The 17920-nt window shown below is 59.6% G+C and carries 15 protein-coding genes; 10 read left to right on the forward strand and 5 right to left on the reverse strand.

Annotated elements, in window-relative coordinates; translation table 11 throughout:
• Positions 1-221 precede the first annotated feature (221 nt).
• Positions 222-1376 carry an MFS transporter gene (locus ACTD9P_RS03435; protein ID WP_438866697.1) on the forward strand — a complete coding sequence of 385 codons (1155 nt, stop codon included), beginning with the start codon at positions 222-224 and terminating at the stop codon, positions 1374-1376.
• 182 nt (positions 1377-1558) lie between these two features.
• Here the strand turns inward: ACTD9P_RS03435 and nhaR are convergent, their stop codons facing one another.
• Positions 1559-2461: a transcriptional activator NhaR gene (gene nhaR, locus ACTD9P_RS03440; RefSeq protein WP_438866698.1), complete on the reverse strand. Its 903-nt coding sequence runs from the start codon at positions 2459-2461 to the stop codon at positions 1559-1561.
• 134 nt (positions 2462-2595) lie between these two features.
• On the opposite strand from nhaR, the gene ACTD9P_RS03445 reads away from it, so the two are divergent.
• The 4 genes from ACTD9P_RS03445 to mnmH all read left to right on the forward strand — a co-directional run bounded on the left by ACTD9P_RS03445 (position 2596) and on the right by mnmH (position 5855).
• Positions 2596-2847: a hypothetical protein gene (locus tag ACTD9P_RS03445; protein ID WP_438866722.1), complete on the forward strand. Its 252-nt coding sequence runs from the start codon at positions 2596-2598 to the stop codon at positions 2845-2847.
• A 28-nt stretch (positions 2848-2875) separates the two neighbouring features.
• Positions 2876-3625, forward strand: a complete 750-nt coding sequence (locus tag ACTD9P_RS03450; RefSeq protein ID WP_428555925.1) for a TerC family protein — start codon at positions 2876-2878, stop codon at positions 3623-3625.
• A 92-nt stretch (positions 3626-3717) separates the two neighbouring features.
• A complete protein-coding gene (gene selD / locus ACTD9P_RS03455; protein WP_438866699.1) occupies positions 3718-4752 on the forward strand; it encodes a selenide, water dikinase SelD in 1035 nt (344 codons plus the stop codon).
• Complete coding sequence (gene mnmH, locus ACTD9P_RS03460) at positions 4752-5855, forward strand: tRNA 2-selenouridine(34) synthase MnmH (protein ID WP_438866700.1); 1104 nt, start codon at positions 4752-4754, stop codon at positions 5853-5855. Before selD ends, mnmH begins: the two co-directional genes overlap by 1 nt.
• A gap of 109 nt (positions 5856-5964) precedes the next feature.
• Here the strand turns inward: mnmH and ACTD9P_RS03465 are convergent, their stop codons facing one another.
• Positions 5965-7020 (reverse strand): permease, encoded by a 1056-nt coding sequence (locus ACTD9P_RS03465; RefSeq protein WP_438866701.1) that lies wholly within the window; start codon positions 7018-7020, stop codon positions 5965-5967.
• Between the two features lie 199 nt (positions 7021-7219).
• Positions 7220-7921, reverse strand: a complete 702-nt coding sequence (locus ACTD9P_RS03470; RefSeq protein ID WP_219268296.1) for a histidine phosphatase family protein — start codon at positions 7919-7921, stop codon at positions 7220-7222.
• Positions 7922-8172: 251 nt separating this feature from the next.
• Here ACTD9P_RS03470 and ACTD9P_RS03475 point away from each other — a divergent pair, with 251 nt between their 5' ends.
• From ACTD9P_RS03475 to hemB, 3 genes are all read left to right on the forward strand, one after another.
• Positions 8173-8871 carry a glutathione S-transferase N-terminal domain-containing protein gene (locus tag ACTD9P_RS03475; protein ID WP_438866702.1) on the forward strand — a complete coding sequence of 233 codons (699 nt, stop codon included), beginning with the start codon at positions 8173-8175 and terminating at the stop codon, positions 8869-8871.
• 3 nt (positions 8872-8874) lie between these two features.
• Positions 8875-9717 (forward strand): PhzF family phenazine biosynthesis protein, encoded by an 843-nt coding sequence (locus ACTD9P_RS03480; RefSeq protein ID WP_438866703.1) that lies wholly within the window; start codon positions 8875-8877, stop codon positions 9715-9717.
• Positions 9718-9831: 114 nt separating this feature from the next.
• Positions 9832-10806: a porphobilinogen synthase gene (hemB, locus tag ACTD9P_RS03485; protein ID WP_438866704.1), complete on the forward strand. Its 975-nt coding sequence runs from the start codon at positions 9832-9834 to the stop codon at positions 10804-10806.
• A 79-nt stretch (positions 10807-10885) separates the two neighbouring features.
• Here hemB and ACTD9P_RS03490 read toward each other — a convergent pair whose 3' ends face one another.
• Both ACTD9P_RS03490 and ACTD9P_RS03495 read right to left on the reverse strand, forming a co-directional pair.
• Positions 10886-11215: a hypothetical protein gene (locus ACTD9P_RS03490; RefSeq protein ID WP_438866705.1), complete on the reverse strand. Its 330-nt coding sequence runs from the start codon at positions 11213-11215 to the stop codon at positions 10886-10888.
• Entirely contained in the window at positions 11212-15864 is a 4653-nt protein-coding gene (locus tag ACTD9P_RS03495; RefSeq protein WP_438866723.1) for an RHS repeat-associated core domain-containing protein, read from the reverse strand. Before ACTD9P_RS03495 ends, ACTD9P_RS03490 begins: the two co-directional genes overlap by 4 nt.
• Positions 15865-16200: 336 nt before the next feature.
• Here ACTD9P_RS03495 and ACTD9P_RS03500 point away from each other — a divergent pair, with 336 nt between their 5' ends.
• Complete coding sequence (locus tag ACTD9P_RS03500; RefSeq protein ID WP_438866706.1) at positions 16201-17286, forward strand: DUF1615 domain-containing protein; 1086 nt, start codon at positions 16201-16203, stop codon at positions 17284-17286.
• A gap of 90 nt (positions 17287-17376) precedes the next feature.
• Positions 17377-17793, forward strand: a complete 417-nt coding sequence (locus ACTD9P_RS03505) for a PaaI family thioesterase (RefSeq protein ID WP_438866707.1) — start codon at positions 17377-17379, stop codon at positions 17791-17793.
• The last annotated feature ends 127 nt before the right edge of the window (positions 17794-17920 follow it).

Here is a 17920-nt window from a genome sequence, read left to right on the forward strand (position 1 = left end):
TTTAGTAGGACGCAGCATTGCAGGCAGATAGCGCCGTAGGAAGCAGGCCGGAAGTCTAACATGCTGTAGGAAGCGTCCCATTCGGTGCGGCATTCCGTCACCCGCACCTGTGGGGTTTGGCCAGGCCAAGACATATTCTGTTAAGATTGCCGCCTCTCATCTTTCCTCTCCGTCAGCGAGCCCTTCGGGCTGTCGTTGATGTCGTCGTTTCTGGAGTTTTCATGTTGTTCCCTATCCTGCTGCTGTCGGCTGCCGGTTTTACCGTGCTGACCACAGAATTCATCATTGTCGGGCTGCTACCGTCGATCGCCCGGGACCTGAACGTCAGCGTGTCCCAGGCCGGGCTGCTGGTGACGTTGTTTGCGTTTACCGTGGCGGCGTTCGGGCCGTTCCTGACCGCATACTTCGCACGCTTCCAGCGCAAGCGCCTGTTTATCTGCATCCTGATCATGTTTGCGCTGGCCAATACGGTGGCGGCATTGGCGCCGAATATCTGGGTCATGGCCTTGGCGCGTTTGATCCCGGCGTTGGGTTTGCCAGTGTTTTGGGCCTTGGCGAGTGAAACGGCGGTGGATATCGTCGGGCCGGAATTTGCCGGCCGAGCCATTGAAAAGATCGGTTTCGGGATTGTCTGCGCCACGGTGTTCGGCATTCCGGTGGGCACCTTGATTTCCGATATGTTCGGCTGGCGCACCGCATTTGCCATTCTCGCGGTGGTGGCGTTGGCCAAGGCCTTGCTGCTGTTTATTTACTTGCCGGTGACCCGACCGAAGAATGATCAGGTGAGCCTGCGCTCGCAGTTCAAGATCCTGCGTAGCCCGCTGATGCAGGGCCATATTCTGCTGTCGATTCTGGTGTTCAGTGGCATGTTTACCGCTTACACCTACCTGGCGGACATCCTTGAGCGCCTGGCCGGCTTCGACGGCACGCTGGTGGGCTGGTGCCTGATGGGCTTTGGCGCGGTGGGCCTGATCGGCAACGCCCTTGGCGGGCGTGCGGTGGACCGTCATCCGTTGATCGCGTCGATGGTGTTCTGTGGGTTCATGATCGCCGGCATGGTCGCAGTGGTCCCGGCGATTCACTCCAGCATTGGCCTGGCAGCGGCGATGGCGGTGTGGGGCGTGACCCAGGCGGCGATGTTTCTGGTCAGCCATGTGCGCTTGATGAAAGCCGCGCCCCACGCCCCGGCGTTTGCGGCGTCGTTGAACATCGCCGGCGCCAACCTGGGGATTGGCCTGGGAGCAATGGTGGGTGGGCACGTGATCGACACCCTGGGCCTTGCCAGCCTGGGCTTCGCGGCGTCCGGGTTTATCCTGGCGTCGATTTTGCTGGCGCTGTGGTTGATGACCGCCAAACCTCTGCCTGCCCGCGTCTGATCCCTGTGGGAGCGGGCTTGCTCGCGAAGAGGGAGTGTCAGTCACTGGATATATTGACTGACCCACCGCATTCGCGAGCAAGCCCGCTCCCACATTGGACCTATGGTGGGCGTAGGATTCAGGTCAGGCTAGTGTCAGTGTGGGAGCTAGCTTGCCTGCGATGACGGTATGCCGCTTGTCCGTCAGGGCAGGGCGGTAAACAGCTCGCGCCGCGCGCCTTCGGTAATCGCCACGATGCCGGGGTGTTTGATCTTGCGCTCCACCGAGATCGCGTAGAACGACTCGGTGACCGCATCGGTCTGGCCGATCAGCGCCACGCCGTATTGGCGCACCACTTCATCGGCAATCACGCTGGGGGCGATAAAAATCCCGCTGCCGGATTGGCCGAATGCCTGCATCAACGCGCTGTCGTCGAACTCGCCGATAATCTTTGGCTGGATCTGCTGCTCGGCGAACCAGCGCTGTAAGCGGCTGCGCACCACCGTCTCTGCGCCCGGAATCAACAACGGCGCACCCTGCAGGCAGTGTGGGAAATCGCCGCCATACTGGTCAGCCAACGCCCGGGTGGCAAAAAAGCTGATGCCGCATTCCCCCAGTTTCTGGCTGTAGCCTTTGATGTCCAGATGCGTGGGCATCGGGCTGTCGGAGATCACCAGGTCCAGGCGCTGGATCGCCAGGTCGGCCAATAACCGTTCGAGTTTGTCTTCGCGGCAGGTAATGCGGATCGGCTCGCTCAGCTCCATGGTCGGCGCGATCAGCCGGTAAACGATGGATTTGGGCACCACATCCGCGACCCCGACCCGAAACAGGATCTGCTGTTCGTCGGGCGCTGCGCGCAACATGGCTTCCAACTCGTTACCGGTCTGGAACATCTGCTCGGCGTAGGGCAAGGCCCGGCGCCCGGCTTCGGTGAGTTCCAATTGGCGACCGACGCGCTGAAACAGCGCGATACCAAAGGTCTGCTCCAGCAGGCTGATCTGGCCGCTGATGGTCTGCGGCGTGAGGTTCAGTTGCTCACAGGCACGCACAATACTGCCGGTCTTTGCCACCACCCAGAAGTAATGCAATTGTCGATAATTGAGCATGGCGGTCTACACTTCGTAAAAAACGAAGTATACGTGAGAAAAATACGAATTTTACTGAAGTGTTCAGCTGCATAGAATGCCTCGCTATCGAGGGGCCACTACTTGGACCCAATGGTTCTAACGAGGAATACATGATGAAACTCAATTCCCTGGGCGCGGCGTCCGTACTTACGCTTTCATTGGTGATGATCAGCGGCTGTGATCAAGTCGAAAAGAGCGCGCAGCAGGTGCTGGGCAAAGCCACCGAATCGGCCAAGCAAGCCATTGATGACACCCACAAGGCCGCCGAACAGGCATTGAGTGAAGCGACCCAAGGTTTGATCCAGCCTGAAAAAGACGCTGATCAGGCCGAAAAAGAACCCGAAACCGACCGTAAAGAAGCTTAATTCCCCAGCACAACGTCAGGACTGACCTATGGACTACCTTTTACAACTGGCTGCCAGCCCGACCGCCTGGGTCGCACTGGCCACCTTGATCGTCATGGAAATCGTGCTGGGCATCGACAACCTGATCTTTATCTCGATCCTCACCAACAAGCTGCCCGAAAAACACCGGGCCAAAGCGCGGCGTATCGGCATCAGCATGGCGTTGATCCTGCGTCTGGGCCTGTTGAGCACCATCGCGTTTATCGTGCAGTTGACCGCGCCGGTGTTCGAGATCTTCGGCCAGGCGTTCTCGTGGAAAGACATGATCCTGATCGCCGGTGGCCTGTTCCTGGTGTGGAAGGCGACCACCGAGATCCACCACAGCATGGACCCGGAGCCTGAAGAGAAAGCCTCCGTCAGCAACACCGTGGCCATCGGCTTTGCCGCCGCCATTGGGCAGATCCTGTTGCTCGACCTGGTGTTCTCCATCGACAGCATCATTACCGCCGTGGGCATGACCGAGCACTTGCCGATCATGATCATCGCCGTAGTGGTCTCGGTGATCGTGATGCTGGTGGCGGCCGAGCCGTTGGCCAAGTTCATCAACGACAACCCGACCGTGGTGATGCTGGCCCTGGGCTTCTTGATCATGATCGGCATGACGCTGATCGCCGAAGGCTTCGGCGCCCATGTGCCAAAAGGCTACGTGTATGCGGCCATGGCGTTCTCGGCAGTGATCGAATGCCTGAACATCGCCCGGCGTAACCGCCACAAACGCTTGCTCGCTGCCCGCCAGTAAGCGCTGAATAAAAGGCCGGCTGTGCTCACAAGAGCCCAGCCGGCTTTTTGCTGTCTGTTAGAATCGGCCCACTTGTTACCTTGAGGTCCACCATGAACGAGCCGATTCGCCTCACCCAGTACAGCCACGGCGCGGGTTGCGGCTGCAAGATTTCGCCCCAGGTGCTGGAAGTGATCCTTGCCGGCAGCGGCGCACAGAACCTCGACCCCAACCTGTGGGTGGGCAATGCCTCGCGTGACGATGCGGCGGTGTACGCCATCGACGACGAGCGCGGCGTGGTCTCCACCACCGACTTTTTCATGCCGATTGTCGATGACCCCTTCGACTTCGGGCGTATTGCCGCCACCAACGCCATCAGTGATATCTACGCCATGGGCGGCGACCCGCTGATGGCCATTGCGATTCTGGGCTGGCCAGTGAATGTGCTGGCGCCGGAAGTCGCCCGCGAAGTGATCCGTGGCGGCCGCTCGGTGTGCGACGCCGCCGGCATCCCGCTGGCCGGTGGGCATTCCATCGACGCGCCGGAGCCGATCTTCGGCCTGGCCGTGACCGGCATCGTGCAAAAACGCCATATGAAGCGCAACGACACCGCCACCGCCGGATGCAAGTTGTACCTGACCAAACCGCTGGGCATCGGCATCCTTACCACCGCCGAGAAGAAGGGCAAATTGCGCGAGGCGGATATCGGCCTGGCCCGTGACTGGATGTGTACGCTCAACAAGCCTGGCAGCCGTTTTGGCAAGTTGGCCGGCGTAACGGCCATGACCGATGTCACCGGTTTCGGCCTGTTGGGCCATCTGGTGGAAATGGCTGACGGCAGTGGTCTCACGGCCCGCATCGAATACGCCAGAGTCCCTCTCTTGCCTGGGATCGAGGACTACCTGGACCAAGGCTGCATGCCCGGCGGCACCTTGCGCAATTTCGACAGCTATTCAAGCAAGCTGGGGCGTCTGCAGGAACTGCACAAGCGTGTGCTGTGCGACCCACAGACCAGTGGCGGCCTGTTGATTGCCGTCACCCCAGAGGGCGACGCCGAGTTTCACACCGTGGCCGCCGAACTGGGCCTGAACCTTGAGCCAATCGGCGCATTGGTTGAGCGACAGACCCACGCGGTAGAGGTGTTTTGATGGCAACTGACATCACCAACTACCGCGACATCTTCCTCAACGATCGGCCGATGATGGATACCCGCGCGCCGGTCGAGTTCACCAAGGGTGCGTTCCCCTGCGTGGTCAATCTGCCGCTGATGACCGACGACGAACGCCAGCGGGTCGGCACCTGCTACAAACAGCAAGGCCAGCAAGCGGCCATCGTGCTGGGGCATGAGTTGGTGTCCGGGGCAATCAAGGCCGAACGCATCGAGCATTGGGCGCAGTTCGCCCAGGCCAACCCCGACGGCTACCTGTACTGCTTTCGCGGCGGGTTGCGGTCGCAGATCGTGCAGCAATGGTTGAAGACAGAAGCGGGTATCGAATATCCGCGCGTCGGCGGTGGCTACAAGGCCATGCGCACCTTTCTGCTGGAAACCCTGGAGCAGGCGACGGCCGAGTGTGATTTCGTCTTGCTCGGCGGCATGACTGGCACCGGCAAAACCGAGGTGTTGGGCCAGTTGCGCAATGCCTTGGACCTTGAAGGGCACGCCAACCACCGCGGCTCCAGCTTCGGCAAGCGCGCCACGGCGCAACCGTCGAACATCGACTTTGAGAACCGCCTGGCGGTGGACCTGCTGAAGAAACGCGCGGGCGGTATCGAACAGTTTGTGGTCGAGGACGAAAGCCGCATGATCGGCAGCTGTGCACTGCCGTTGCCGTTGCATAAGGGCATGCAGACCTTCCCGATGGTGTGGCTGCAAGACAGTGTTGAAGGCCGTGTCGAACGGATTCTGCGCGATTACGTGGTTGATCTTTGCGCCGAATTTATCGCGGTGTTTGGCGAAGGCGGGCAGGCGTTGTTTGCCGAGCGCTTGACCCAGAGCCTGGCCAACATCCACAAGCGCCTGGGTGGCGAACGCTTTCAGCGCCTGCAGGCCATATTGCAGGAAGCTTTGACGGAACAGGTGCGCAGTGGTGCCGTGGATTTACACCGGGTGTGGATCGAAGGCTTGTTGCGCGAGTATTACGACCCGATGTATGCGTTTCAGCGGGAAAGCAAAGGCGCGCGGATCGAGTTTGCCGGGGAGCAGGGCGCGGTGGTGGAGTACTTGCGCGAGCGGGTTGCCAGGCGCAATTAATGCAGTGGGTTTGAGGGCCTCTTCGCGAGCAAGCCCGCTCCCACATTTGAATGTATTCACAAATCAAAATGTGGGAGCGGGCTTGCTCGCGAAAGGGCCCTGAACAGCACTAAAGAATCACCGCCCCGACCAACCCACACACCACCCCCACCAACATGGTCAGCCCAGCCACCGTCACCAGCACCCGCGCGTCGAAGTCCTTGCGCAGCATCAACAGCGACGGCAGGCTCACGCTGGGCAAGGTCATCAGCAACGCCACGGCCGGGCCGGTGCCCATGCCCAATGTCATCATGGTTTGTACGATAGGAATCTCGGCTGCCGTAGGAATCACGAACAGCGTGCCGACGATGGCCAGCGGTACCAGCCACACCAGGCTATTGGCCATGGCGCCGTCGACATGGGGAAACAGCCACACCCGCGCGGCGCCCAGAATCAGCACGGCGACGATATAGATCGGGATCGTGCTCCAGAACAGCTGCCACAGGGTCCGCAGCCACCGGCTCAAAAATGGCTGCGACTCGGTCTGGCTCACGTCAGCCACGGCGTCCAATGCCGCTTCCGGCACGTGGTCGGGACGGGCAATGCGTTGTGCGACCAACGACACGCCCACCACCAGCACAATCCCCGCCACCAGGCGTAACGCAGTAAAGCCCCAACCCAGCACAAAGCCCATGAACACCAAGGTTGCCGGGTTCAGCACCGGGTTGGCGATCCAGAAGGCCAGCGCCGCGCCCACCGACACCTGCTGACGGCGCATGCCCGCTGCCACCGGGGCCGCGCAGCAACTGCACATCATCCCCGGCAAGGCGAACAGCCCGCCACGCAGGGTCGAACCCAGCCCGGCGCGGCCAAACAGGCGCAGCAGCCAGTCGCGCGGGATCAGTACTTGCAGCAGCGAACCCAGAATCACCGCCAATACGGCGGCTTTCCAGACCGCCAGAAAATACACCTGGGCATACGCCAGCGCGGCGGCTAGGGGCGAGCTTTGCTGATCGTTGAGAATCGACGCGCCAATGCTGTGGTTATCCGCAGCGACAAAGGCTTTGAGGTAGTAGGGCGACCACTTCACGTAATAGAGGCCGATGCAGGCCACCAATATGAACAGCGCTGGTTTCCACCAGAACGACCAACCCCGGTTGGGCTGGGTGGAGATGAGGTTGGGCATGGTGCAGGTCCGCAGAGGATTCAATAGCGGGGCATCATACGCGCCTACCACCGATCGTTCCCACGCTCCTGCGTGGGAATGCAGGCTGAGACGCTCTGCGTCGCGACGCTGGCCCCAGCACCGGAACCTCGCGCAGGGTGAAAATTGAGCGTTACGGAGTGAATTCCTACGCGGGAGCGTGGGTTCTATCTGCAGGGCTTCAGATATCCGCGCTCACTTGGGTTGCATCCGGGCATGTCTGCTGGCCGTTATCCAGGCCCTGCTTGTAGTTGCGGCTCAGCAACGAGGCCTTGCCGTTGTGCCAGGTCAATGTCAGCACATACAGGGTGTCATAGTCGCCACCGGACCAATCGTCGGTAATGGTGTGTTTTTCACCCGAGGCTTCACTGGCCACCCGGTTGATCAGCTCCGGCAGGTAGCCGTGGGACCAGGCGGTGTAGATGATGGAGTTGTGGTACTTGTCTTCCACCAGCTCATCGGCGAGGTCGTGGGTATCATTGGCGGAGTACTTGATGTTCACCGGCAGGCCGAGTTTGATGGCGCTGGGGCTGATGGTCATCAGGGGCCGAATGTAGCTGTAGGAGTTGTCGTGCTCGCCTTCCTCGACATTGCGCGTCGGGTTGGGCGCAAACACGTAGTTGGCCTTGCCGAATTTTTCCGGCAGCACAGTGGCCAGGTTCATCGCGCGGTTCAAACCCTGGCAATTGAGCTGGCCGAGGCCGCCGACGGGTTTTTCGCCGTGGCGCAGGAACACCAGGGTTTGCACGCCATCCACCGGCGCGGCGCGGCTGGTGCGCGACTCCAGGGTCAGGCCGATGGCGCCACCAACCAACAACAGCGGCAACATGATGTAGGCATAACGTTTAAGGCGTTGCGCAAGGCACAGAGGCTTGATTGTCATTAGAGGTTCGAGTCTTCAGTGCGGCGATTAAGGCGGGCAAGCCTGGCCCCAGCGACGCATCCGGCGTGCTGCGGTTTAACCTGTGAGTGTTACGGCGTATCTCCTTTCACCGTCATGGCGCAGTTAAGAGTGTAAATCGGCTCTTTGGTTCGCCTGCGCGCACCATAGCGCGGCAATGTTGCGCAATGATGACCCATGCAGGACGGCCTGCAGGTGGCTATTATGGGGGCTTTGAACCTGGGGACATTCCGATGAACGCACTCGCCGCTTTCCCGATCAACAGCAAATGGCCAGCCCAGCACCCGGAGCGTTTACAACTGTATTCGCTGCCCACGCCCAACGGCGTCAAGGTGTCGATCATGCTGGAGGAACTGGGGCTGCCTTATGAAGCGCATAAGGTCAGTTTCGAGACCCAGGACCAGCTGTCGCCGGAGTTCCTGTCCCTGAACCCCAACAACAAAATTCCCGCGATCATTGACCCCAATGGCCCGAGCGGGCAGCCGCTGGCGTTGTTCGAGTCTGGCGCGATCCTGATTTACCTGGCGGAAAAAACCAGCCAGTTGCTCTCCGAAGACCCGGCCACCCGTTACGAAACCCTGCAGTGGCTGATGTTTCAGATGGCCGGTATCGGCCCGATGTTTGGCCAGGTCGGGTTCTTCAACAAGTTCGCCGGCAAAGAATACGAAGACAAACGTCCGCGTGACCGCTATGCCGCCGAGTCTCGGCGCTTGCTCGGCGTGCTGGAAAAACACCTGCTGGGCCGCACCTGGATCATGGGCGACGAATACAGCATCGCCGACATTGCCACCTTCCCGTGGATCCGCAACTTGATCGGTTTCTACGAGTCCGGCGACTTGGTTGGCATCGCTGATTTCCCTAATGTGCTGCGTGCGCTGGACGGTTTTGTCGCCCGCCCGGCGGTGATTCGTGGCCTGAGTATTCCGAGCTAAGACATGCCGACTTTCGATTTCAAGCAACTGGATGTGTTCAGCCGGGTTTCGCTCAAGGGCAACCCCTTGGCGGTGGTGCTCGGCGCCGATAGCCTCACCGACCAGCAAATGGCCAACTTCGCCAACTGGACCAACCTCAGCGAGACCACGTTTTTGCTGACGCCGCGTGACCCTCGGGCGGATTATCGGGTAAGAATTTTCACCACGCTTAAAGAGCTGCCGTTCGCTGGGCACCCAACCCTGGGCAGTTGCCATGCGTGGCTGCAGGCAGGCGGCGTGCCCAAAGGTGAGGAGATTATCCAGGAGTGCGAAATCGGCCTGGTGCGTGTCCGTCGCCAAGGCGATGAACTGGCGTTTATTGCACCACCGTTGTTGCGCAGGGGGCCGGTGGAAGCGCCCTTGCTGGAGCGCGTGCGCCTGGGGTTGGGCCTGCCACCTGAGGCCATTGTGCGCAGCCAGTGGGTGGATAATGGCGCAGGCTGGCTGGCGGTGATGCTGGGCCAGCGCGATCAAGTGTTGGCCTTGCAGCCTGACTTTTCGCAATTGCATGGCTTGGCCATTGGCGTCATCGCGCCCTGTGACCCGGCGCGTGACGACGTGGACAGCCACTTTGAAGTGCGCGCTTTTATCGCCGGTGACGGCGCCCAGGAAGACCCGGCCACCGGCAGTTTGAATGCCGGTGTTGCCCAATGGTTGCTGGCCGAAGGCCTCGCGCCCGAGCGTTATGTGGTCAGCCAGGGCACCGCGATTGGTCGTGCAGGGCGCATTCGCGTAGAGCGCCAGGGTGATGAAATCTGGGTGGGCGGCGCAGTGGCGGCGTGTATCGAAGGGCGAGTCCAGCTCTAGATCAATATATTGTTACGACCCACGCAATACACTATTGGTCCCCAGGCGTTTGTGCTGCGGGGGCCATGGGGCATAAGCTTTTGCCCAAATATTCTGATGCTATCCAGGAAAGCCATGACCAGCCAGTTCCCCCAAGCCCGTCCTCGACGCCTGCGCCGCTCCCCGGAGCTGCGTGGCCTGTTCCAGGAAACCGAATTCACCCTCAACGACCTGGTGCTGCCGATTTTCGTCGAAGAAGAAATCGACGACTTCGTGCCGATCACCAGCATGCCGGGCGTGGTGCGTATTCCTGAGAAAAAACTGGCCGGTGAAATCGAGCGTTATGCCCGTGCCGGGATCAAGTCGGTGATGACCTTTGGCGTGTCCCACCACCTGGACGCCAACGGCAGCGACACCTGGAAGGAACGCGGGCTGGTCTCGCGCATGTCCTCAATCATCAAGGACGCCGTGCCGGACATGATCGTGATGTCCGACACTTGCTTCTGCGAATACACCGACCACGGCCACTGCGGCGTGATGCACGGCGCCCACGTCGACAACGACGCGACCCTGGTCAACCTCGGCAAACAAGCTGTGGCCGCCGCCCGCGCCGGCGCCGATGTCATCGCACCGTCGGCCGCCATGGACGGCCAGGTCCAGGCCATCCGCCGCGCCTTGGACGACGCGGGTTTCACCCATATCCCGATCATGGCCTACTCCACAAAATTTGCCTCGGCCCTCTACGGCCCGTTCCGCGAAGCCGGCGGCAGCGCCCTCAAGGGCGACCGCAAAAGCTACCAGATGAACCCAATGAACCGCCGCGAAGCCGTGCGCGAATCCCTGCTCGACGAACAGGAAGGCGCCGATGCGCTGATGGTCAAACCGGCTGGCGCCTACCTCGACATCATCCGCGACATTCGCGAAGCCTCGCGCTTGCCGGTGGCGGCGTATCAGGTGAGTGGCGAATACGCGATGATCAAGTTTGGCGCACAGGCAGGGGCAATTGATGAGGAGCGGGTGGTGCGCGAGACGTTGGGGTCGATCAAGCGCGCTGGCGCGGATTTGATTTTTACGTATTTTGCGATGGATTTGGCGTTGGCTGGGATCTAAGGGTATCGGTTAACTCTGTGGCGAGCGAGTTAGCTCGTCACAGGTGTGAGTTTGGGGAAACACGCTCCATTAGATGCTATCAAGCGATCAATGAATTGGTGGCTTTTTGAAGTTCTGCGTTAATCGAAACTTGAGCGAGCAGCATTTGTTCTCTTAGCGTACTAATTGACTGCGCGGTAAGCGTTAGAGCGGGAGATTCCCATTCATAGTCTTTAACGACCTTAACCTGGAAGTGTCCTTTGGCGTCGAATGAAGGATACCAACCTACATCAATGAGGAAACCGTGCGGATACTCCACCTGAAGCATGTCCTCTTTCAGGTTATGGGCTTGATGCTCAATCCCTGAATCCTGCAACATCGAGAGCTCGTCGTAAGTAACTTTGCCTTGTAGGAAATCTAACGAGATCATTTAGTTAATCTCCGAAATTCTTGCTCTGAAATGGGATGGCCGTGAATTGTTTTTGCGCTTAATTCTATGCGTATCCAACGGCTGGATACGCCCTCGCTAGCGCCAATGCTCTCAGGGTACTCCATCACTTTCCACGGTTTTCCATTAGTAGCCGCTCTGCCGTTTTTATAGGCTTCTCTTTCCAGATTTTCAATATTTATGCCTGGCTTGTACTTGGCTGGACCGGACTTGGTTGTTGCCAAAATATCTTTCCAAGGCATTTTCTTTGAAGGGCTGTGCTTATAACCATGAGCTGTCCACTCAATTTCTTCAGGTGCAGGCAGCGTCGGATGGCTGCCTTTTAATATTGCACTGTTAGCCGGATCTTCGGCGCCCTCAAAGGGACCGCATTCACCAGGACATTTACTGAGTCCTAGCGGATCCACCCAGCCCGTAGGGTTCAGGGCGTACTGGTACGCATTAATCCCACCCGCCAGCTTCACCGGATCCGGCGTCAGGTAACGGCCAATATCTGGATTGTAGTAGCGATGGCGGTTGTAGTGCAGCCCGCTTTCCGCATCGAAATATTGGCCCTGAAAGCGCAGCGGGTTGTCGATTTTTCTTACGTCGAGGCGGGCTATTTCGCCGTAGGCGCGGTAGTGCGCGGACCAGACGATTTCGCCTTCGGGGTTTGTCAGTTCCTGCGGCGTGCCGAGGTGGTCGAGTTGGTAGTGGAAGGGTTTGGTGTCTTCAGGCCCAAAGCCTTCCAGCAGTGCCAACGGCCGAAAACTGTCTGGCTCGTAGAGGTAGCTGCGGTGGCAGTCCGCATGGTGTTCAGCTACCAGCTTGTCGCCTTGCCAGAAAAACTCCGTGGTTTTCCCGTCCACCGTCTTGCTGATCCGCCGACCAAATGGGTCATAGCGATAGCTGGCGGTTTGCCCGTTCGGTTGTGTGATCCCAATCAACCGATGCTGGCAGTCGTAGCGGTACTCAGTAACCAGCTGATGGCCCTTGCCACGCCGCTGACGGATCAAATTGCCGAAAGCGTCATAGTCGTAGTGATGATCGCCCTGAATCATCAACCGATTCCCCGCCACGATGTCCGGGCCGGGGCGGTCTTGCATCAGCAGGTTGCCGGCCGGGTCGTGGCCGAAGCGTTCCTGTACGTCTTGCGAGTGGTCGGCGCGGGTCAGGCGGGCGAGGGGGTCGTAGTGGTAGTGGTGTTCGCCTTTGCGGGTGTCGAGCAGGCGGGTGAGGTTGCCGGTTTTGTCGTAGTCGTATTGGCGTTGGTAAAGGGTGTGTTGCTGTTGGCTGACGGCGTGGGCGCGCAGGCGGTTCTGGTCGTCGTAGTGGTAGTGGCTGAGGAGCTGGCCTTGTTGGCGTTGGTGTTCGCGGCCGGTTTTGAACAGGTGGGAGGTGAGGGTTTCGCCGTTCAGCTCGACGGTGGAAAGGTGGCCGCCTTTGTCGTGGTTGAAGGTGAGGCGGTTGTTGTCCGGCAGGCGCAGGTTTTTCAGCTGCCCGCAGGCGTCGTAGCCGTAGCGCAAGGTGCCCCAGCCTTGGTGTTCGGCGGTGAGGCGGTTTTGCGGGTCGTATTCGTAGGCCAGCGCCCAGTGGCCGTCGTCGACGCTGAGGAGATTGCCTTGGCGGTCGTAGGCATAGTTGACAACATTGCCGTCTGGCAGGTTTTTTCTTACGAGGCGACCGGCGTGGTCTCGCTTGTAGCGGGTAACGAGCTGACTGCCGTCGTCGCCGTGTTCGGTTTTTTCCGCCAGGTTGCCGTTGAGGTCATACACATAGGCCGTGCGCTGGCCGTCAAAGCCGATTTCCTGCTGGATCAGGCCGTTGGGGTGGTAATCGAGCCGGTAGGTTTCGCCTGCCTCGTTTTCGATTGAGGTCAGCAGCAGGCGTGCATTGTCGTAGCGATACTTGATTTGGCTGCCGTCGGCGTTGATACGGCGGCTGATCAGGTGCAGGCCGTCGGCATATTCGTAACGGGTGACGTGGCCGAGTTCGTCGTGTTCGGCGGTGATTTTTCCGTAGGCGTTGTAGCTGTATTCGCGTGTTGCGCCACCGGGCTGGGTTAGTTTCCGCAGGCGTCCAGCAGCGTCCCATTGGTACTGCGTGAGCCCGCCGTGCTCATTTTCCCGCGTGATCTGTCGCCCAAGACCGTCATAGCGATAACGCTTGATCCCGCCATTGGGCAGTAGCTCTTCAAGCAACTGCCCCCGTTCATTCCAAACCAACCGATGAACGCTGTTATCGGGAAACCAAACTCCCGTCAGCTGCCCATATTTGCTGTAGCTGTAGTCCGTGATATTGCCGTCAGGATCGGTCTTACGAATGACGTCGCCCTGATCATTACGCTCGTATTTCCAAACTGCCTCACCACGGCGTACAACCCGCACAAAACCGTTGTCATGCTCGTAGCACGTCGGCTCATCGTCCCCCGGAAACAGCGCCACCAAGCGTCCGGCTTCGTCGTACTGATACCCCGTCACCGCCCCAAGCGGATCCTGCTCGACCGTCAGCCGGCCCTTGTCGTCATAGGATTTGAAGTGTTCAGCACCGTCAGGATCAATCCTTTGCACCAACCGCGCACGATCATCATGGACATACACTTCCCGGCTGCCATCAGCGTTATGCACCGTGACACGGCCGTCATCCCCCCAGGCATACCGCGTATCCATCTGCGAAAAGCTGGCCCAATGCCGAACACACCGCGCTGCCTTACCAGCCCGTTCCCATTCCCAAAAGAAACTCGCGCCACCGGCCAGCCCGCGCTCAAGAATGACGTGCTGCTCGTCGTAGCGATAAACCTCGGTTTCACCTACAGCATTGGTCGCAGAAACCAGTCGTCCCAATCCGTCATAGGCGTAGGAAACAACGCTCTGCTCCGTCACCCATTCGAAGGGTTCATGCCCTTTGGCGCGATGAACCTGATAGTCCACCGCCACAATGCGGCCCAGCTCATAACGCAGAAACAGCGAGCGCCCCACACCGTTATCCAGCCGTTCAACCCGCCCCAAACGATCGTGAAAAACTCGCAGCCGGTTGTCATACGCATCGCTGATGGCAACCAGCACACCATCGTGGAAGTGATAAAAGCGCGACGCCTGGGCCAGCACCAGTTCATCGGGCAAGTCGCCCAAGTAGATCGCCGCTTCGGCCAAGCTATTGGTAATCGCCGGTCGAGCAGCAGTAGGCAACGGAAACTCGGTACGGCGATTCTCATGATCGGTCCACACCACCGAATCACCGGAAACAGAAAGCCTGTGCGCCAGCGAATGACTCCAGCCAAACCCCAACCCGCCATCCACTTCCACCGCACTGGTGCGATACAACCGCGTCCACTCAAACGGCAAGATCCCATCCAACGTGCCATCGGTGAGTGTCAGCAATTCCTCGCCGGTAACCATCGACACCGGGCAACCGTTGGTAACGGTTTTGTCCGCAGGGGCCGCCGCATCGCCGTTCAGGTTCTTGCCCGAAGCCGGCACATCATCCACAGGTTCCTGGCGCACCAACGCGGTCTGCTGCGACTTGCCGCGCACCGCCGGCACCGGGTTGGCAACCAACTGGTCCCCAGCCTTCAGCGGCGCAACCGGCACGGTCTTGATCGGCGTCGGGGCACTGCTCAGCAACAAGGGTTTAACCGCCGCTACATGTGGCTCCAACGTCGGCCCCACATGCTGTTTTGCCAGCAACTCGAGCAAACTCCGCGCCCGTCCGGACTTGATGTGCCCGAGGACTTGAGTGCCCAGGCGTACTGCCACGCCCATGCCCGCCGTCGCCCGAATCAACAGCAAGTTGATCAACACCTCGCCGGTGATTTCGCCCATCAACTCATGCATGTCTTGCGGCGGCAGCAGGCGCATCCAGCTGACCATCGCCGACACGTAAATGAACAACAGCGGCTCATCGCTGAGTACCAGCAGGCCGTTGGCGATCGCGTCGTTGCTGAGTGCCAGCAGCTCATCAAGCTCGGCTTGGGAGATGTACTTGAGCAACTTCTCGCTGTTGGGCTTGATGTCCGCCAACAGGTCAAACAGCTGCGTCAAGTTGTCCCAAAGGGTGTAGAGCGCCGTGCCCATGCCATTGAGAGCCGCTTTCTCCAGCATCCTGCGTTGGTCGAGCGGTTTGGCGTCGGTATAAATTGCCCATTGCGTCTGGAATGTGTCGTTCCATTCTTTACGCAGGCGCACTTCCAGCCCCGCAATCACTGACTGATAAGACGCGTACAGTGCCTTGACATGATCTTTGGAAACATCGGGATAAAAACTGATTCGGTACGATTGATTACGATCACACTCGGTGATTTCGAGAATGCCGCTGGGGCCGATGGTGTGGTGGATCGGCTCGCCCAATGGGCCGCCGTTGGGATCGACGCGTTGCAGCACCACCGGCGTATTGCCGATGGGCACAAAGCGCGCGCTTTGGAACATATGCACCAGAGTCAACGTGCCATTGGTCTGGCACGTGGCAACGGTGCTGCTGGGAATGATGGAGCGGTTGATCGGGGCGACCAGCGCCACCTCATCCCCGACCTTGAACACCTGCTCGACATCCAGCGCCGAGAGGCTCCAGAAGCTGGACGCCCAGTCGTCAAAGGTATTCAGGCATTCGCGAAAATCGCGGAAGACGCTTTCAACGTCGACCGTCTTCACGTCCATTGGGGTCAGGGCCAGCCTGCCAATGGCCGGGTTCAAGCGCTAGCCCCTTTGGCCCGGGCTCTAACAAACAAAACCATCTGCAATCCCTCGCACTGTGTGATCAGGCGAAGGACTTTGCAGAGGTTTTAAGACGCGCGCAGCAGTGCTTATCCGGCGGATTGGTAGGATGTTTCCGTAGTTTTTGTCGTCTGTTCGGTCGGGTGTGGTGATGTGATTGTCGTACAGCAGGCAGTCACGTTTGGTCATCACTGACAAATGCAGCAGGTCGGCGAACCCCGGTTAGACTTACCTGTCGATATCCGCACAACCCGGCCCGTCGTTATTCAAGGAAGCCCCATGTATTCAAGCCGCCTGATTCTGTGCCTCACCACGTTGCTGGTGCTGGCCGGTTGCGCCACCCCACGCGGCCCGCAGCTGCCTGAACGCAGCGAGGCCGAGGTGAAGGCGCAGATTGTGCGGCTGTTACCGGCCACGGTGGCGGACCGCAACGGCTGGGCCACAGACATCTACACCGCCTTCGACACCCGGAAAATCTACCCCAGCAGCGAAAATATCTGCGCCGTGCTGGCGGTCACTGAGCAAGAGTCCACCTACCAAGTAGACCCGCCGGTGCCGAACATGGGCAAGATCGCCCAGGATGAAATCCTGCGCCGCGCCGGCAAGGTCCATGTGCCGGCCTTTGTGGTACGCACCACGCTGCAATTGCGTTCGCCCACCGGCAAGACCTACGCCGAGCGCCTCAGTGCCGCACGTACAGAGAAGGACTTGAGCGGCATTTTTGACGACTTCATCAGCATGGTGCCCCTGGGTAATACCTTGTTCGGAGGCTTCAACCCGGTGCACACCGCCGGCCCCATGCAGGTCAGCATCGACTTTGCGCAGCAACACGCCCGCGATTATCCCTACACCGTGGATGGCACCATTCGCCGTGAAGTCTTCACTCGTCGTGGCGGCATGTACTTCGGCATTACGCATTTGCTCGGTTACCCGGTGAGCTACGACCAGCCGCTGTACCGCTTTGCCGATTTCAACGCGGGGTGGTATGCCAGTCGCAATGCCGCGTTCCAGGCCGCTGTCAGCCGAGTCAGCGGCACCGAGCTGGCGCTGGACGGGGATCTGATTCGTTATGGCTCACTGCTGCCCGGCACCACCGAGTTGGCGGTGCGTTCCCTGGGCGCGAAGCTGGATATGCGCAACCCCAGCATCCGCAGCCAGCTGGAAAAGGGTGAGCAGTTCGATTTCGAGGAAACCACGCTTTATCAACGTGTCTTTGCCCTGGCCGACAAGGCTGCCGGCAAGCCGGTGCCACGCGCGATTTTGCCGGGCATCGTGCTCAAAAGCCCGAAGATCACCCGCAACCTCACCACCGCGTGGTTTGCCAAGCGTGTGGATGAGCGCTATCAGCGTTGCATGAAGCGCTAGCTGATTGTTGATCATTGGCTTGGCTGATCTTGATGGCGGTCTTGGGGAGGCTGGGTTACACCTTGTGTTTTGGCCAAGGAAGAACTCGCCATGATCACTCACGCCGTGCCCGAAGGCTTTGTCTCTCTGCCACGCAGCAGCCCGTTGCTCGACCTGTTAGGTCCGGCGTATTGCCGGGGTGAAGGGTTACAACTGGAAATCGGCCTGCGTGCCGACAACCGCCACGCCAATGGCCGTGGCACGGTGCACGGTGGGGTGTTGGCGACCCTGGCGGATGTCGGCATGGGTTATGCGATGGCGTTTTCCAGCGAACCGCCGTTACCGTTGATAACCGCCAGCATGACGTTGGACTACCTAGGTGCCGTGCAGGTGGGGGAGTGGATTGTGGTGCGCCTGGAGCACCACAAGCGTGGCCGGCAGATGGCGTTTGCCACCGTGAGCCTGCAAGTGGGCGACAAGGTGGTGGCACGGGCGAATGGGGTGTTTGCGGTGCCTCATTCTCACTGACTTACAATGAAGGTCAACTGTGGGAGCTGGCTTGCCTGCGATAGCGGTGTATCAGGTAACAATTGCTTGGCTGACACGTTGCTATCGCAGGCAAGCCAGCTCCCACATAAGTATTGCGTTTTTTCAG

The sequence above is a fragment of the Pseudomonas onubensis genome (genome assembly GCF_965653655.1).
GTDB lineage: Bacteria > Pseudomonadota > Gammaproteobacteria > Pseudomonadales > Pseudomonadaceae > Aquipseudomonas.

What these genes read in the sequence shown, in the direction of transcription:
- ACTD9P_RS03435 (WP_438866697.1), top strand. Translation starts at nt 222, where the DNA reads ATGTTGTTCCCTATCCTGCTGCTGTCGGCTGCCGGTTTTACCGTGCTG.
- nhaR (WP_438866698.1), bottom strand. Translation starts at nt 2,461, where the DNA reads ATGCTCAATTATCGACAATTGCATTACTTCTGGGTGGTGGCAAAGACC.
- ACTD9P_RS03445 (WP_438866722.1), top strand. Translation starts at nt 2,596, where the DNA reads ATGAAACTCAATTCCCTGGGCGCGGCGTCCGTACTTACGCTTTCATTG.
- ACTD9P_RS03450 (WP_428555925.1), top strand. Translation starts at nt 2,876, where the DNA reads ATGGACTACCTTTTACAACTGGCTGCCAGCCCGACCGCCTGGGTCGCA.
- selD (WP_438866699.1), top strand. Translation starts at nt 3,718, where the DNA reads ATGAACGAGCCGATTCGCCTCACCCAGTACAGCCACGGCGCGGGTTGC.
- mnmH (WP_438866700.1), top strand. Translation starts at nt 4,752, where the DNA reads ATGGCAACTGACATCACCAACTACCGCGACATCTTCCTCAACGATCGG.
- ACTD9P_RS03465 (WP_438866701.1), bottom strand. Translation starts at nt 7,020, where the DNA reads ATGCCCAACCTCATCTCCACCCAGCCCAACCGGGGTTGGTCGTTCTGG.
- ACTD9P_RS03470 (WP_219268296.1), bottom strand. Translation starts at nt 7,921, where the DNA reads ATGACAATCAAGCCTCTGTGCCTTGCGCAACGCCTTAAACGTTATGCC.
- ACTD9P_RS03475 (WP_438866702.1), top strand. Translation starts at nt 8,173, where the DNA reads ATGAACGCACTCGCCGCTTTCCCGATCAACAGCAAATGGCCAGCCCAG.
- ACTD9P_RS03480 (WP_438866703.1), top strand. Translation starts at nt 8,875, where the DNA reads ATGCCGACTTTCGATTTCAAGCAACTGGATGTGTTCAGCCGGGTTTCG.
- hemB (WP_438866704.1), top strand. Translation starts at nt 9,832, where the DNA reads ATGACCAGCCAGTTCCCCCAAGCCCGTCCTCGACGCCTGCGCCGCTCC.
- ACTD9P_RS03490 (WP_438866705.1), bottom strand. Translation starts at nt 11,215, where the DNA reads ATGATCTCGTTAGATTTCCTACAAGGCAAAGTTACTTACGACGAGCTC.
- ACTD9P_RS03495 (WP_438866723.1), bottom strand. Translation starts at nt 15,864, where the DNA reads ATGGACGTGAAGACGGTCGACGTTGAAAGCGTCTTCCGCGATTTTCGC.
- ACTD9P_RS03500 (WP_438866706.1), top strand. Translation starts at nt 16,201, where the DNA reads ATGTATTCAAGCCGCCTGATTCTGTGCCTCACCACGTTGCTGGTGCTG.
- ACTD9P_RS03505 (WP_438866707.1), top strand. Translation starts at nt 17,377, where the DNA reads ATGATCACTCACGCCGTGCCCGAAGGCTTTGTCTCTCTGCCACGCAGC.